Annotated in this window: 13 protein-coding genes; 4 read left to right on the top strand and 9 right to left on the bottom strand. The window is 47.1% G+C overall.

All coding sequences use genetic code 11. From position 1 onward, the window contains the following. The first annotated feature begins 79 nt into the window (after nucleotides 1-79). The 4 genes from GA520_RS06255 (at nucleotide 80) to GA520_RS06240 (ending at nucleotide 6,518) form a co-directional block, all read left to right on the top strand. Nucleotides 80-2,260, top strand: coding sequence for an HAD family hydrolase (locus GA520_RS06255; protein ID WP_163339054.1), 2,181 nt, complete (start codon nucleotides 80-82; stop codon nucleotides 2,258-2,260). Nucleotides 2,261-2,489: 229 nt separating this feature from the next. Beyond that, a complete protein-coding gene (locus GA520_RS06250; protein ID WP_163339055.1) occupies nucleotides 2,490-4,442 on the top strand; it encodes an alpha-amylase family glycosyl hydrolase in 1,953 nt (650 codons plus the stop codon). A 630-nt stretch (nucleotides 4,443-5,072) separates the two neighbouring features. Then, on the top strand, nucleotides 5,073-5,372 hold the full coding sequence (locus GA520_RS06245; protein ID WP_163339056.1) for a helix-turn-helix transcriptional regulator: 300 nt from the start codon (nucleotides 5,073-5,075) through the stop codon (nucleotides 5,370-5,372). Nucleotides 5,373-5,489: 117 nt separating this feature from the next. Continuing rightward, entirely contained in the window at nucleotides 5,490-6,518 is a 1,029-nt protein-coding gene (locus tag GA520_RS06240; protein ID WP_163339057.1) for a permease, read from the top strand. 698 nt (nucleotides 6,519-7,216) lie between these two features. Here the strand turns inward: GA520_RS06240 and GA520_RS27100 are convergent. The 9 genes from GA520_RS27100 to GA520_RS06200 all read right to left on the bottom strand — a co-directional run bounded on the left by GA520_RS27100 (nucleotide 7,217) and on the right by GA520_RS06200 (nucleotide 16,903). After that, nucleotides 7,217-7,447 (bottom strand): GFA family protein, encoded by a 231-nt coding sequence (locus GA520_RS27100; protein ID WP_205749320.1) that lies wholly within the window; start codon nucleotides 7,445-7,447, stop codon nucleotides 7,217-7,219. Nucleotides 7,448-7,692: 245 nt separating this feature from the next. Then, nucleotides 7,693-8,208, bottom strand: a complete 516-nt coding sequence (locus GA520_RS06235) for a gamma carbonic anhydrase family protein (protein WP_163339058.1) — start codon at nucleotides 8,206-8,208, stop codon at nucleotides 7,693-7,695. An 88-nt stretch (nucleotides 8,209-8,296) separates the two neighbouring features. Further along, entirely contained in the window at nucleotides 8,297-10,267 is a 1,971-nt protein-coding gene (locus GA520_RS06230) for a pyruvate carboxylase subunit B (protein WP_163339059.1), read from the bottom strand. Between the two features lie 37 nt (nucleotides 10,268-10,304). After that, nucleotides 10,305-10,520 carry a hypothetical protein gene (locus GA520_RS06225; RefSeq protein WP_163339060.1) on the bottom strand — a complete coding sequence of 72 codons (216 nt, stop codon included), beginning with the start codon at nucleotides 10,518-10,520 and terminating at the stop codon, nucleotides 10,305-10,307. A gap of 57 nt (nucleotides 10,521-10,577) precedes the next feature. Beyond that, the gene (locus GA520_RS06220) at nucleotides 10,578-10,856 is read right to left on the bottom strand and encodes an antibiotic biosynthesis monooxygenase (protein WP_163339061.1); all 279 of its coding nucleotides are present in this window, start codon (nucleotides 10,854-10,856) and stop codon (nucleotides 10,578-10,580) included. Between the two features lie 93 nt (nucleotides 10,857-10,949). Beyond that, the gene (locus GA520_RS06215; protein WP_163339062.1) at nucleotides 10,950-12,500 is read right to left on the bottom strand and encodes an acyl-CoA carboxylase subunit beta; all 1,551 of its coding nucleotides are present in this window, start codon (nucleotides 12,498-12,500) and stop codon (nucleotides 10,950-10,952) included. Between the two features lie 255 nt (nucleotides 12,501-12,755). Beyond that, nucleotides 12,756-13,631 (bottom strand): succinate--CoA ligase subunit alpha, encoded by an 876-nt coding sequence (gene sucD, locus GA520_RS06210; RefSeq protein ID WP_163339063.1) that lies wholly within the window; start codon nucleotides 13,629-13,631, stop codon nucleotides 12,756-12,758. Nucleotides 13,632-13,741: 110 nt separating this feature from the next. Beyond that, a complete protein-coding gene (gene sucC, locus GA520_RS06205) occupies nucleotides 13,742-14,899 on the bottom strand; it encodes an ADP-forming succinate--CoA ligase subunit beta (protein ID WP_163339064.1) in 1,158 nt (385 codons plus the stop codon). A gap of 111 nt (nucleotides 14,900-15,010) precedes the next feature. Further along, entirely contained in the window at nucleotides 15,011-16,903 is a 1,893-nt protein-coding gene (locus GA520_RS06200; RefSeq protein ID WP_163339065.1) for a propionyl-CoA synthetase, read from the bottom strand. Nucleotides 16,904-17,207 lie beyond the last annotated feature (304 nt).

Raw genomic sequence — 17,207 nt, 5'->3', positions numbered from 1 at the left:
CAGGTTGATCCTCGCTCCTGCAAAGTGGTTTCGCGGTTGAAATATTATATGGTAAGGCATTTTTAAATAAGGGATAATTGTGAGCAAACCAAATAATGGACTTTATATTGCGCTACTGAGCATACATGGATTGATCCGTTGGCACAACCTGGAGCTAGGGCGTGATGCTGACACTGGCGGACAGACACTTTATGTCGTGGAGTTAGCCCAGGCTCTCTCAAAGCAAGATGGCGTCAGTAAGGTTGATCTCATTACGCAGCGCGTGGTCGGTGACAATGTCTCAAATGACTACGCGAAGCCAATAGAGATATTTAGTAACAATCTTCAAATTGTGCGTATTGATGCCGGGCCCGAGGGGTACCTTGCAAAGGAGGAATTATGGGATCATCTCGATTTTTTCACAGACAATTTGGTTAATTTTTTTCGTGATTCTGAATGCTTCCCAGACATTATTCATAGCCACTACGCCGATGCAGGCCATGTTGGTTCATATCTTGCCAGCCTGCTCGGCATACCGCTCATCCACACAGGTCACTCTCTAGGCCGGGTCAAGCGGAGCCGACTCTTGGCAAGCGGTTTAAAGGCGCAGGAAATTGAAAACCGCTTTAGAATGAGTAGGCGTATTGAGGCTGAAGAACAGACGCTTGCCACTGCTCAACGGGTTATCACCTCCACCCATCAGGAAATTACAGAGCAATATGAGCTTTATGATCACTATCAGCCAGATCAAATGCGAGTTGTGCCGCCGGGTACAGACCTCAATCAGTTCACACTTCCGACTGGCATAGAATTATCAACATCACTTTTCAAAGAACTGACCAAACATCTTAAGTCACCGAACAAGCCTATTATCCTGGCCCTATCGCGCCCGGACAAACGTAAAAACATCGCCGCCCTTATTGAAGCCTATGGACTCTCCACCCATCTGCAGAAATTAGCCAACCTTTTAATAATTGCTGGCAACCGTGATGATATAGATGACCTGGAAGATGGGGCACAGGAGGTTTTTCATGAAATGCTGATCACCATTGACCGGTACGATCTTTATGGAAGGGTCGCCCTACCCAAGCACCATCAACGTGATCAGGTTCCGATGATTTACCAAATTGCGGCAGCCTCCGGCGGTGTTTTTGTCAATCCAGCGCTAACTGAACCTTTTGGGTTGACCCAGATTGAAGCCGCTGCTTGTGGATTACCAATTGTCGCCACCGAAGATGGCGGCCCTCAAGATATTATCTCCAACTGCAACAATGGACTTCTCATTGACCCGTTGGAACCAGAATCAATTACAGGAGCACTGTTAAAACTTCTTGAAGATCGAGAGTTATGGCAGAAATATGCAAGTCAGGGGGCTTACGGGGTTAAAAAGAACTACTCCTGGGATGCCCATGCCAAGCGCTACCTTGCCATTGTAAAGCCAATTGCGGATCGCTCCGAACAGCTACTTCGCATTCCGGTGAAACAGCGGGCTGGCCTCTACCGCGACAGGGCAATAGTGAGTGATCTCGACCAAAACCTGATTGGCAAAGATCAGTCGCTTCGAAAGCTAGTCGAACTTCTCAGGAAAAATCGCACCAGTAGCCACTTCATTATCGCCACAGGAAGACGCCTTGATTCTGCCCTGAAACTCATGAAAAAGCACAAAATACCAGAGCCGGATGTACTTATTGCAAGTAGCGGTGGCGAAATTTATCACGCCCCAAAGCTTGCAACAGATACCGCCTGGACAAAACATATCGATTACCAATGGTCACCACGAAAAATCAAGTCGCTTCTCGTCAATATCCCAGGCTTGAAAAGTCAACCCAATAGTAAGCAAAGTCGTTTTAAGCTCAGTTATTATATTGATCCAGAGGTCGTTGATATAGAGGAAATCAAACAGTTGCTGCACAGAGAGGAGTTGTCCTTTTTTATCCAGACTGCTTTTGGACAATTTCTGGATATTCTTCCGCTGAGAGCCTCAAAAGGCATGGCATTACGTTATGTGGTTGAACAACTGGGCATTCCCCTGGAAACCGTCTTTGTTGCCGGTGGGTCTGGAGCTGACGAAGACATGATGCGTGGTAATACCCTGGCTGCTGTGGTTGCTAATCGTCACCATGAAGAGCTGTCACTGCTAGATGATATAGAACGAGTATATTTTTCAAGCCGTCCACATGCCGCAGGCATTCTTGAGGCACTTGAATATTACGATTTTTTTGGGGCTTGCAGGGATCCGCAACAGACAAAACAGGGCGATGATGACTGGCAAGACAGATAGTTATGGTGCAGCCGATGCCTTCAATGCCTTTTATATTCACATAATTCGTGCAAATTGACCCATTGACCAGAGTCTCCGCAATGCTCAATATTGTGCAGGAAGCACCATTGAGCTACGTGGGGCGACAACGATTGACTATAATTTTTAAAGAGTTTATATCCTCGCTTTAATATGAGTAACAGTTACGTTACCCAAGGTAAACCTCATCGATCATCTTTCTAGGTAGATTATGTACGAACAGGTCTCCCACACGCTTTTAAACGATATTCTTAACCGTATCAAACCTGAAATATCCGAACAGGACTTACGACACTTCTATACTCGACTCGGGGCAAACTTTTACGGTATCCACTCTCTGTTTCAAAATCTTTACGGCGATCGAGATGATTTTGAGGAGCTGGCTCAAAAGCTTGTGGAAGCAATGGCCCTACAGTATATCAAACGCCCGAAAAAACTCCGGCAGCTCGATCTGGCCCGAGAAAAAGATTACAACTGGTTTCTCAGCCAACGTTTAGTTGGAATGGCTCTATACTGCAAAGGATTTGCAGGAAGCCTGAACAATTTAAAGCAACGGTTGCACTATTTTCAGGAGTTAGGGATTAACCTCCTCCATGTGATGCCAATAATGCAATGTCCGGAAGGAAGCAGTGATGGTGGGTATGCAGTTAGCGATTTTCGGGAAATCAACCCTGAGGTTGGCAACCTGGAGGATCTTCAATCCCTGTCAACCGAAATGAAAAAGCGTGATATCCTGCTGGTGCTTGATGTTGTGGTAAATCACACTTCTAACAAGCATTACTGGGCAACCAGGGCCAAAGCCGGAGAAAAGAAATATCAGGACTATTATTATTGTTTCGCTTCAAGGAATGTTCCGGATATGTTCGAACAAAGTATGCCCGAAATATTTCCTCAAACTGCCCCTGGGAATTTCACCTGGGATGAAGAAATGAATCGCTGGGTGATGACTGTCTTCAACGATTTTCAATGGGACCTCAATTATAGCAACCCAGAGGTTTTTATTGAGATGCTCAATATTATCCTGTTTTGGGCAAACCAGGGAGCCGATATCCTTCGGCTTGATGCTGTTGCTTTTCTATGGAAGAAAATCGGCAGCACTTGTCAAAATGAGCGTGAAGCGCATCTGATTCTGCAACTTCTCAAAGACTGCTGTCAAGTCTCCGCGCCAGGGGTAGTTTTTATTGCCGAAGCCATAGTCGCCCCTATTGAAGTGATAAAATATTTTGGAGAAGATGCGGTCATAGCGAAGGAATGTGAGATCGCCTACAATGCAACCTTTATGGCCCTGCTCTGGGACGCCGTGGCAACAAAAAATACTTGTCTGCTTAATCAGGGGATAAAGAGTTTGCCTGTTAAACTGGACGGGGCTACCTGGCTGAATTATGTACGTTGCCACGACGACATAGGGCTTGGATTTGACGACCGGGACATTCAACTCTGCGACTATAACCCCAGTCAGCATAGAAAATTTCTGATTGACTATTTCACCGGCAACTTTGACGATTCTCATGCCCGAGGTTTGCCTTTCGGGCAGAACCCCAAGACTCGTGACAGCCGCATTTCCGGCTCCCTCGCCTCTTTAGCAGGACTTGAACATGCCTTGGAAACTGGAGACAACAAGGCCACTACTGATTCAATCAAATTGATTCTTTTATTGCACGGCATGATTCTTTCGTTCGGCGGTATCCCTCTTCTCTACTACGGCGATGAAATTGGAACCTTAAACGATGATTCTTACCGCAATGATCCTCATAAAAAAGGGGACAGTCGCTGGGTACATCGACCAACGATTGACTGGGAAAAAGCAGAGCGGAGAAACACACCTGGAACCGTTGAGTTTGAAATTTATATCGCACTAAAACGGATGATTGCCGTTCGGAAAGAAATCAATGTTTTCGCTGATTTCAATAATCGAGACCTGATCGAAGTGGACAACCCACACTTGTTCGTATTTGGACGTTACCATCTACAACAATCGCTCGAAAAGGTTTTGGTGGTTGCAAATTTCAGCGACAAACCGCAGCACCTCAACCTCGAAGACCTGGCAGGCTGGCAAATTCAATACCGCTCGTTGATAGATTTGTACCGAGGAGAACGTCCCGATATTTTCAAAAATAGTCTGGTCATTCCTGGTTACAGTTTTTACTGGTTATCTGAAAGGTAACAGTTTTGTAGAAAACCTGAAATTCCAATGAGTTTCAATACGCAGTTTACAGTACCACACAATTACCAACTGCAAGTTCTCATTATTTATTCCTTCTAGCTTATGTGTCTATTGTAAACTTTTCCAAGAAGAGAGATAGAATGGTTGCCGCCCTTCTGGTTTTATTGTATTGACCATAACCCTTCTGGTTTCTAACAAATTAACGGTATCGTTGACGACTATTTCGACAGTATGATGTATTTATTCGCTTGCAAGCTGGTTAAGAATGAAGATGACTTCTGCAAAACCAAGCTTACTGTTATCGACTGCATCACATAGACTGCCAGGCCCGCCCTTCCTGTCTGTTCACAATCAGGGGTCTCCGCCGGCCAGAAATGATAGTGCATTACCGAAAATCCTTATCATATGGCGTGATCTAACCAGCGGAAACAGGCTGATAATCATCGTGTTCTGCCAGCACACACGAAACATTTTCACCTACCCGGACATGACCGAATTTGATGAAAAGAAAGTTTTCCATTGTTATTCAAACCAACCTTGTTGTTTCGATATATCTAGAAATATAGTTGACAAGAACCTCTTTTTTTTCTAACGTATACACCAGAGAAGGTTGAATATCAGGAGAGCCCGATGGAATTGGAAAATGCTGCCAACCGATGCGCAGAACTTGGAAACACAACACGATTGTCGATCTTTCGTTTACTTGTAAAAGCCGGAAACGAAGGTTTGCCGGTTGGTAAGATCCAGGAGAATCTTGGGATACCCGGCTCTACTTTGACGCATCATATTAAACGCCTTGTCCAGGTTGGCTTGATTAAACAACGCCGGGAAAGTCGTATTTTACACTGCGAACCACAGCTTGACGCAGTGAGGGAACTTACCGATTACCTTATATCCGAATGTTGTACTCTGCAGAGTAAAACTAAATAGCAGCCAATAGAGTGTTGCCCAAAGACTGATACCATTATCTGTCAGTTTACACGCATTTAATTTCTATATTTCTAGTTATATGGGTACAGAGAAATGATATACCAGGAATACCTCCCTTTGATAAAAGAAACAGCAAACTTCTTCGTCTACACCATGACCGAACTGGCAGTCCTGTTTATCGGTATCAGCTTTATGGTTGGCGTTATCAATGAGTTTTTACCAAAAGAGAAAGTGCAACGATTACTTTCAGGGAAGTACGGCGGAGGCTATCTTATTGGCTCTATCCTGGGTGGTATTACCCCTTTCTGCAGTTGTTCAACCATACCGGTTATGGTTGGGTTGTTGCGGGCAAAAGCGGGGTTCGGCCCTACAATGGCATTTCTATTCACATCTCCTCTCGTCAATCCGATAATCATACCATTATTTTTCACCCTGCTCGGTTTTGAAATTACTTTTATTTATGCAACTGTTGCAATCGGTATGACAATCGTTATCAGTTTCTGCCTGGAGAGAGCCGGTTTTGCCCGCTATGTAAGACAGGATGTACTTTTTAAAAATTCTGAAGACGCTGAATCATCCACAACTATCACCCCTCTTGCAACAACTGCTTGTTGCGAGAACGAAGTGCCCATGCAACCTGTTCAACTTCATCAGGTAATGCAGTGTTGCGCGACTACCGGTCCCACATCCGATACTCATTTCCCCCCGGTTCTTCCCGTAATCACTCCGCAACCGAGTCGCTGGATGAGAATTTTCAGCGACGCTCTCTTACAATTCAGGACGCTCCTTCCCTTTGTTTTTTTAGGTGTGGCAACTGGTTCTTTCATTCACGGATTTTTACCTGCCGATCTGGTTGCCGGAATTGCCGGTGCTGATAATCCTTTAGCCGTGCCGTTATCAGCCATAGTAGGCATCCCCCTCTACCTCAGGGCAGCGACCATGGTTCCAATCGCTGCCAGCCTTCTTGCCAAAGGGATGAGTATGGGGGCAATAATAGCGCTGATCATTGGTGGCGCCGGGGCAAGTCTGCCGGAAGTTGCCATGCTAAGAGGGCTATTCAGGCTTCCCCTGCTCGCAGCCTTCCTCGCCTCAGCTATGCTCATGGCCATTTCCGCTGGTTTTCTGGTAAACCTGACAACCGTCTAACCTGAATTCCCTGGGTACATTGATACGTCTTTATCCAATATGATATAAACAAATAAGTATCGGCACATTCGACATGGATTTCAATCAGCTCACCTGTCCCTGAAATGGTATGATTCCCTGCCAATCATCAATAAACATGGCAGAGCCCACAGACAAAGAGACGAAGCTGCCCTGCAACTGATATTACGGGGGTAACGTTTGTGCCGCAACGATGAGGCTGGGTAGGAACACGACCGGGTACCGTGTATTATTATGAAATGACGAAGAACTGGGGAAAAGGGTATTCTCAGACAGCCTCCTGGGCTGAGCGTCAATACGAAGTACCTCGCGTCATGATGCAGTATATCGGAAATGTTCCAGTTGCTCTTTCATACAGTATGCGTGGAAAGGAGTATATATTTTGATTACCCCTCCTGAAACCCAGCAGGTATGACCGAAGACAAGTCATCTTTTTTACGAAATGTTATACAAGTAGCCATGGTGCTTTCGCAGCAGCTGGCACGGATATAACAGCACGTTCTACTCAATCTGACTACAAGTATTATTTAAGATAGTCCCGATTTGATCTGACACTTCACTTGAAAAAGTCAGCGGGTCGAGGGCTACTCTATTAAGTTCCCATTCAAAAACTACCCATCTGTCCAATCTCAGCGTTGCGACTCTCATTATGACTAGAATGCTGAAATTCAGGATGGAAACTATTTTGCAGACCCGCGTATAGAGGCAGGTTGCAATCCATAAGGGTCCACCCCCTCCAGACATCCTGCATTAACAGCATACTTATCTGGCGCCTTTCGCATCTTATGAAATGTATAAATGCCGCATTTTTGGCAGAAATAGTGTTCTGCCACCATGGTATTGAAACGATATAGAGTTAATTCGTCACGTCCTGAGATAATTCGCAAATCCTGCTCATTACATCGCAACATGACCGTATTTCGCCTTTTACAGATTGAACAGTTACAAATAACACTGTGATTAGTGTCGGTAACGACTTCAAACCGCACAGTTCCACAATGACAACTGCCGTTATAACTTTTCATCATTGTCGTGGGTACTCCAACCTCAAAAAATGACAAAAGTGGACCTTTTATTATCCGGCACCGCAGAATTCCGACACCAGAAGTATGAACAAATGGACTCTGGCCGGAATCAGTACCCTGTTCCGCAACTTTTACTCTTCTTTATACCAACTGGCATATTTGATATAACTGTCCGCTATCCGCTGTATCTCACCAGAGATATGTTCTTGACTGATATCTTTCACCTTTTTTGCCGGCACACCCGCATAAATAGATCCCGGCTCTACATGCGTTCCACGGGTTATAACCGCCCCTGCTGCAATTATACTATTACTCTCGACAACTGCATCATCCATAACGATTGCTCCCATCCCGATAAGGACGTTGTCCTTCACCGTACAACCATGCACAATTGCATTATGGGCAATAGAAACATTATTACCGATATTAGTAGGCGATTTTTTATAGGTTCCGTGAATCACTGCTCCATCCTGAACATTCACCTTGTCACCCATACGTATATAATGAACGTCTCCACGGACAACAGCATTGTACCAGATTGAACAATTGTCACCCATAATCACATCACCGATCACTGTTGCGTTTTCAGCGAGAAAACAGTCCTGCCCGAATTGAGGTGTAGTACCGTTTAGTTCACGAATAATCATTTCACCCTCCTGTACTGGAAATAAAAAAGGCATGAAGGTCGTTTACAAACGACCTTCATGCCCGGAGTGGTTTTATGTAAGCACCATATTAGCCAATAACAGCCAGTGTCGCTCCCTTGACGACAGAATCACCGACCGCAAAGTTAACTGCATTGATGGTTCCATCACACGGTGCCACGAGTGCATTTTCCATCTTCATCGCTTCCAGGATAAGAATAGTATCACCCTGCTTCACCGTATCACCTACTTTTTTCTCAAATCTTACAACCATACCCGGCATCGGTGCAGCAAGGACCGTCCCGTCTGCGGACGCGGCAGGTGCTGGGGCAGATGCAGCAGCTGGTGCGGCTTTGGCAACCGGGGCAGCAGCTTTAGGTGCTACCGGGGCAGCAGGGGCAACAGCAACCTGGGGTGTGGCAATTACAGGGGCACCACCAACTGGGTCGACATCTACCTGGAAGAACTCTTCATCCACATAGACGTTAAAACTGCGTACCGCTTCGGTCTTCTCCGGAGCATCCGGCTTCTCGATAAGCTCTCCGGCCAGTGCTTTCTTGACCAGTGCATCACGCGCAGCAACCTGCTCAAGGGAGATCGGCTTAACACTGTCCGGTGCCTCTGTTTTGCCATACTTCCATTCCAGAAACTTCTTACCGGTGACCGGAAAAATTGCATAGAGGATCTGATCGTCGATATCGACAGCCAAATCTCCTATCTCTTCCTTGGCCTTTTCGAGCTCTGGCTCAAGGACCTCTGCAGGTCGTGACGTAATCGGCTCTTCTCCACGCGGGTATCCCTTCAATGCCTTCTTCTGCAGCTCTTTATCGATAGGCACTGCTGTCTTTCCATAGAGACCGTAACAGAGGTCCTTCACCTGGCCTGTGATCATCTTGTATCGCTCATCCGGTGTATCGTGCAGGACGTTGTTGACAGTCTGGACACCGACAATCTGGCTGGTTGGAGTCACCAGCGGAATCTGGCCGAGCTCTTTTCGGACACGCGGTAACTCTTTGTAGACCTCGTCGATCTTATCAAGCGCATCCATTTCACGCAGCTGGTTCACCAGGTTGGAGAGCATACCACCCGGAGTCTGATGCAGCAGTACATTAATATCGATGATGGATACTTTTGAGGTATCAAGCAGATGTTTGTACTTTGGCAATATCTGTTTTTCGAAGATCTCGTTAATCTCTGCCAGTTTCTTGATATCAAAGCCGGTGTCCCGGTTGGTGCCAAGTAGTGCCATTACCAGTGGTTCAACTGCTGCATGAGAGGTTCGATATGCATACGGAGTCATACAGGTATCAATGATATCAACACCCGCCTCAATAGCCTTGAGGTGAGTCATTGGTGACATCCCGGAGGTGAAATGACTATGCAGATGAATAGGTATTTTTACTGCTTTCTTCAAGGCCTTGATGAGCGGATATGCATCGTAAGGCGCCATAAGCCCAGCCATATCCTTCACACAGACAGAGTCAGCACCCATACTTTCAAGATCTTTGGCCTTGTTGACGAAATAATCAAGATTGTATACCTCACCACCAAGACGCGGTTCCGTCAGAGTGTAACAGATACAGCCCTGAAAATGCTTACCGCTCTTCTTGATTTGCTTGACGACAGTCTCAAAATTCCGGTAATCGTTCAGGGCATCAAATGTCCTGAAGACATCCATACCGTTCTCGGCTGCCCTGTCGACAAAAGCATAAGCCAGATCATCAGCATAGTTCCGGTAACCAACCAGGTTCTGCGCCCGAAGCAGCATGGAAAAGGGAGTCTTCTTTATATACCGCTTGAGGGTTCTCAGCCTCTCCCAAGGATCCTCATTCAAGAAACGGTGCATGGTATCAAAGGTTGCACCACCCCAGGTCTCAATCGCCCAGAAGCCTACCTCGTCCATCATTTCAGCTACCGGTATCATGTCTTCAGTCCGACCGCGGGTCGCAAACAGGGACTGATGTCCGTCCCGCAGTGAAAGGTCCATAATCTTGATAGGGTTACTCGCCTTTCGACGGTTTGCCTCGTAATTCATTGCGGTCATTTTTACTTTGTCGCTCATGGTTCCTGTCTCCTATACATGGCACATACGTTGTGTTCTATCGAAAACGATCAAAAGCTCTCAGCTGGATCAGCCGCCGCATGGACATCATCTCCTGGCGGCCGCTATGACTCCACTGGCTGAGCCCGTACTCACAGGGTGCGGACGTCAGTTCCGCAGCTTGTGCCTGCAGGGCTGCAGCTTCTTCCTCCTGCTGCAGATACGTGCTAACCGCTGACAATGCCGCTGCCATTTTCTTTTTATTGTCTGCCATCTCTACATCCACCTGTTTAAGAAGGTTAAACTCCTTCACGTTTGCCAGGGTAGCCGTTTACCCATAAACCTCATACTGGGTCTCGGTCCCCAAGAAGCGGTCTATCTCCGCCTGTACGGCAGCACGCTCCTCGTTCTTCAGCCAGTTGTCCCAGTCTTCTTTCGAAGTCCATATAGAAATCACAACACAGGAACCGGGCTGATCCAGTCGTTTAAGTGTTTCACCTGATATGTATCCAGGTTGATTGAGTGTTAATGAACGCAGTTTTTTCAACAACTCCATCAACTCGGGAATATCCTGATCCAGTACTCTTCTTCTGATAAATACTTTAACCATGTTTCATCTCCCTTATTCAGGCCATCATTTCACGAAACAAATCGTTATATGATTCATTTTGTTGTTTTTATTACACAACCTTAAAGGTGGCGATCAAAGCGGTATGTTCCCGTGCTTTTTCATCGGGTTGGTGTCACGCTTATTCTCCAGCACCTTCAATGCCTTGATGATCCTGAGCCTGGTGTTGGCAGGTTCGATGATATCGTCGATATATCCACGCTGGGCGGCGACATACGGATTCGCGACTGTATCCTGGTAGTCTTTCTCTTTTTCTGCCAGGTATTTGGCCGGGTCTTCTTCAGCCCGAGCCTGCCTGCCATACAGAACTCCAACGGCGCCTTTCGCTCCCATAACCGCTATTTCAGCAGTGGGCCAGGCGTAATTAATATCTCCGCGGAGATGCTTTGAACTCATGACGCAGTAGGCGCCACCATACGCCTTTCTGGTAATGACAGTTACTTTCGGGATAGTTGCCTCTGCAAACGCATAAAGAATCTTGGCACCATTCCTGATGACACCACCATACTCCTGAACCGTTCCCGGAAGGAATCCCGGAACATCGACGAATGTCACTATGGGAATATTGAAACAATCACAGAAACGAACAAACCGTGCGCCTTTCACCGATGAGTCAATATCGAGAACACCTGACAGATGAGCAGGCTGGTTTGCCACCACGCCAACGCTCATGCCGTTATAACGTGCAAAGCCGACAATGATGTTAGGGGCAAAGTCCGCTTTCACCTCAACGAATTCACCGTTATCCACCGTCTGCAAGATGACATCTTTCATGTCATAGGCGGCGTTAGGATTATCCGGAATGATGTCATTAAGAGGTGGTGCAATGCGTTCCGGCAGATCGTTTGTGGAAATCATGGGAGGTGATTCCATATTGTTCTGCGGCATAAACGAAAGCAGTTGCTTGATATACTCAATAGCTTCGATTTCAGAAGGTGCGGCGAAGTCTGACACGCCACTTCGTGAGGCATGCATTGCAGCACCACCAAGTTCTTCGACCGTTACATCTTCATGAGTAACAGATTTGACGACCTTGGGACCTGTGAGGAACATATATGACTGTCCCTGGACCATGGTTACGAAATCTGTCAGAGCCGGTGAATACACAGCCCCTCCGGCACAAGGACCGAAAATAGCAGAGATCTGGGGAACAACTCCCGAGGCCATGACATTTCGTAAGAAAATATCTGTATAGCCCGCAAGACTTTCGATTCCTTCCTGAATTCGTGCACCGCCAGAGTCATTCAACCCTACTACCGGTGCCCCGTTTTTCATGGCCAGATCCATGATCTTACAGATCTTTTCGGCAAACGTCTCTGACAGGGACCCACCCAACACCGTGAAATCCTGTGCAAAAACATACACAATCTTGCCATTCACTGTACCATACCCGGTGACGACACCGTCACCGGGAAAAACCTGTTTATCCATGCCGAAATCCCGGCAACGATGGGTCTTGAACATATCGAATTCTTCAAAAGAACCCGGATCAAGCAGCATATTGATGCGCTCACGCGCCGTCATTGCACCTTTGGCGTGCTGCTTGTCTATTCGCTCCTGACCACCACCCAGACTGGCTTCCGCTCGTAACTTCATCAAGTGGTTAAGTCGATCACTTGTATCCATGCTGTCTCCTTGCAATGAAATTCCGCAAAACCACGCTATCCTGAACAGTCAAAAGGCTACTACCTGACATTAAAGCAATCCCTGTTAATCCATGTCACATGAAAATTTTACAAGCAATTTAAATTTCCATTTCTTAGAAAAAAGTATAGATACGGCACAGAGATGAGCCAATGTAGATTTTTCGATAGCAGCCTCGATTAAAAACGACCTTCGGAGAGGTTTAAAGAGTATATCCCTCTCCGAAGAACCGTATTATCACGCAAAAGCCTCTTTACATAACCGTCCTAAATGACCGAGATCCTTGCATACGTATATTCCGGACTCTTCCATGGCCTCTATTTTCGCCTCTGCCGTGCCTTTACCGCCACTGACGATGGCACCTGCATGCCCCATCCTGCGCCCTGGAGGAGCAGTTAAGCCTGCAATAAAACCAACCACAGGCTTACTCATATTCTCCTTAATCCAGGCTGCTGCGTCTTCTTCTGCACTGCCGCCAATCTCACCGACCATTACAACCGCTTCGGTATTGGGGTCTTCATTGAATTTCTCCAGGCAGTCGATAAAGCCGGTACCATTTACTGGGTCACCGCCGATACCGACACATGTTGTCTGGCCAAGCCCCACTTCACTTAATTGGTGAACAACTTCATACGTAAGGGTTCCTGAGCGTGAAACAACACCTACCGGGCCACCCGGGGTATGTATCGGACCTGGCATAATTCCGATTTTGCATTCACCGGGGGTGATTATACCAGGGCAGTTCGGTCCGATAAGACGACTCGTACCTTTCTGTGCCAGGTAATTTTTAACCTTCATCATATCCATGACCGGTACACCTTCCGTGATGCACACGATCATTTCCATTCCCGCGTCCACCGCTTCCAGGATTGCATCCGCTGCAAACGGCGGGGGCACAAAAATCATCGAGGCATTTGCCCCGGTCTGTTTGCGGCCATCTGCCACGGTATTGAATACCGGAACATCGTCCATTTTCTGGCCGCCCTTGCCCGGAGTGACACCCGCGACAACCTTGGTGCCGTATTCGATGCACTGCCGGGTATGGAACTGGCCTTCCTTACCTGTTATTCCCTGAACGAGAACTTTTGTTTCGTTGTTAATAAATATGGCCATTTCGCACCTATATTATGTTATGCACCAGTGACAGTATCGAATATCAAGACTGCCACCGGTAATCCTATTCTTTCAACCAACCACATTCCGTTAACCCAATCCAGAACCTATTACGCTACAATCTCGGCAACCTTGCTTGCTGCATCGGCAAGATCTGCTGCGTTGATAAGGTTCAGACCCGACTCAGCCAGGATTCTCCGGCCTTCCTCCACATTGGTTCCTTCCATCCGGACCACCACCGGAACGGAAAGTTCCACTTTCTTGGCCGCCTGAACAACGCCGGAGGCAAGAACGTCACACCGCAGGATACCGCCGAAGATATTAATTAAAATACCTTTCACATTGGGATCACTGAGGATAATGCGGAATCCGTTTTCAACCTGATCTGCACTGGCACCACCACCGACATCAAGGAAGTTGGCAGGGTTTGCGCCTGCCTGCTTGATAATATCCATGGTTGCCATGGCAAGGCCTGCACCGTTGACCATGTTGCCGACATTACCGTCGAGTTTAATGTAGTTGAGGTTAAACTTGGCTGCTTCTGCTTCCGAAGGATCATCCTCGAAAGGATCGTGCATTTCCTGCACGTCAGGGTGACGATAGACCGCGTTGGAGTCAATATCCATCTTCGCATCGAGGGCGATGATTTCATTGTCTTCCGTAATAATGAGGGGGTTAATCTCGACCATGGAACAGTCGTAGTCGACAAACAGTTTATAGAGGCCGCCGAGAACCTTGCCGAAAGGTTTCATCAGCTCTTTCTCCAGCTCCAGACCGAACATCGCCTGGCGAAGATGAAAACCCTGGATGCCGGTCAGGGGATTCACATAAACCTTGATAATTCGCTCGGGAGTCGAAGCCGCAACTTCCTCGATATCCATGCCACCATCCTGACTGAGGACGATAGCGATTGTCGCCGTCTCACGATCAGGAATAATTGAGAGATACAATTCCTTTTTAATGGCGACACCTTTTTCCACCAGCACCTTGCGTACCAGTCGCCCTTCCGGACCGGTCTGCTTGGTTACCAGTGTCATTCCCAGAATTTCGCCAGCTACCTGGGTTACCTCTTCTGCTGTTTTGGCCAGCTTAACACCTCCGCCTTTGCCCCTGCCCCCGGCGTGAATCTGGGCCTTGACAGCTACAGGAAGTCCAAGATCCGCTGCGATCTTATCGACTTGTTCCACGCTGTCTGCGACCCCACCGGATAGGGTAGGTACATTGTATTTAGAGAACAGTTCTTTGGCCTGATATTCATGAATTTTCATAAATACCCCCTTGAGAGGCAGCCGGCCCCTTTCAGGACCGGCTGCTGCTAATGTAATGAATGGATTTCAGCGATAACGCTACTTACTGTAATGATTCAAGACATCAGATAATTACTTCGGATATCCAATTGTCTTGAGTGTTTCGGTGATCTCATCCAGGATGGCAGGATCATCGATAGTGGAAGGCATGTTGTACTCTTTGGCGTTGGCGATTGAGCGCATGGTACCGCGCAGGATCTTACCGGAACGAGTCTTCGGCAGACGGGCAACCTGAGCCGAATCACGGAAACAGGCGATCGGACCAATCTGGTCCCTGACCATCTGTATCAATTCCTTCTTAATATCCTCAGCATCGCGGTCAACACCTGCCTTCAGTACAAACAGACCTACAGGCAGCTGGCCTTTCATCTTGTCATCGGTACCGAATACGGCACATTCGGCGATGTCAGGATGACCAGCAATAACCTCTTCCATGGCACCGGTAGAGAGACGATGACCAGCAATGTTGATAACATCGTCCATACGTCCCATGACGTAAACATACCTGTCTTCATCCATGAAGCCACCGTCACTGGTCTCATAATAACCAGGGAAGGTAGTCATGTACGATTTGATAAAACGTTCGTCATTCCGCCACAGTGTCGTGAGTGTTCCCGGAGGAAGCGGCAGTTTGACAACGATATTTCCTTCTGTATTCGGCGGAACTTCCTGCCCATCGTTATCAACGATGCGAACATCCCAGCCAGGCATCGGCAGAGTCGGTGAACCGACCTTAACCGGTTTTTCTTCGATACCGCGACAGTTACCGACAATGGCCCAACCGGTCTCAGTCTGCCACCAGTGATCAATGACAGGAACTTTCAACAGGTCAGTAGCCCAATCCAATGTATCAGGATCGGTTCTCTCACCTGCCAGATAGAGACACTCAAATTTGGACACGTCGTATTTCTTATACAGTTCACCATTCGGATCTTCTTTCTTGATCGCCCTGAAAGCGGTCGGTGCGGTAAACAGGCACTTTACATTATGCTCAGAAATAACACGCCAGAACGCTCCTGCATCCGGAGTCCCAATCGGTTTACCTTCGTAGAAGACCGTGGTTGACCCCTGGAGTAACGGCGCATATACGATGTAAGAGTGACCAACAACCCAACCGACATCTGATGCAGACCACCATACTTCACCAGGATTGATGTCGTAGAGTGCCTTCATAGTCCAGTGCAGGGCCACGGCATGACCACCGTTGTCACGAAGAACACCTTTCGGCATTCCAGTGGTGCCGGAGGTATAAAGGATATAGAGAGGATCGGTGGCGTCAAGCTCAACACACCCTACCGGGCTGGCCTTGGCAACCACTTCGTTCCAATCGAAATCACGTCCCTCGATCATATCGGAAGTTACGAAATCCCGTTGATAGAGGATGACTTTTTCCACAGAGTGTGTGGACTGCTCAATGGCAGCATCAATCAGGGGTTTATACGACAGTGTCTTAGCACCTTCGAGGGCGCCAGATGCGGTGACAATCAATTTTGGTTGAGCATGGTCGATACGGATTGCGAGTTCATGAGCAGCAAACCCACCGAACACAACCGAATGGACAGCACCAATACGGGCACAGGCCAACATGGCGACAGCCGCCTGCGGAATCATCGGCATATAGATGATTACGGTATCGCCCTTGGTTACTCCCTGATCGGTGAGAGCACCGGCAAAGGTAGATACCTGGTCCAGAAGTTCGTTGTAGGTAATTTTCTGGATGGTGTTTGTTACAGGACTATCGTAAATAATTGCCGTCTGGTCGCCGCGACCATCGTCAACATGTCTGTCGATAGCATTAAAACAGGTGTTCATCTTCCCGCCCTTAAACCATCGGTAAAACGGCGGGTTTGAATCATCGAGGACTTTGTCGCACCACTTGTACCACGTGATCCCTTTGGCGGCTTCCCCCCAAAATTCTTCCGGGTTGTTGATACTACTTTGAAATACGGCATCAAAACTAGTCATATTACTCCCCTTTTGGTCTGAGATTGGTCCATCTGTCCACCCTAACCACTCCCACTTGTATACAGTAATGATATGAATACTTCAAGCGTTTTATTTAACAATGTTACTTCAATGTCGCATCAATCCGTGATTGAAAAACTGTCTTGATTTTTTAATTCATTTATTATCAACAACTTATAGAATATTAAAATATCAAACAACTATGATATTTTTCTCATTAAGAAATTATGTTATTTGCAACTTTTTTACCATATCTCTCTATTATACGGTAGATTTATTGACAGGATGAAGAAAAACAGTAATA

Origin of the sequence: Desulfopila sp. IMCC35008, assembly GCF_010646885.2 — a bacterium.
Lineage (GTDB): Bacteria > Desulfobacterota > Desulfobulbia > Desulfobulbales > Desulfocapsaceae > Desulfopila.
This window is presented reverse-complemented; position numbering and strand designations above follow the sequence as displayed.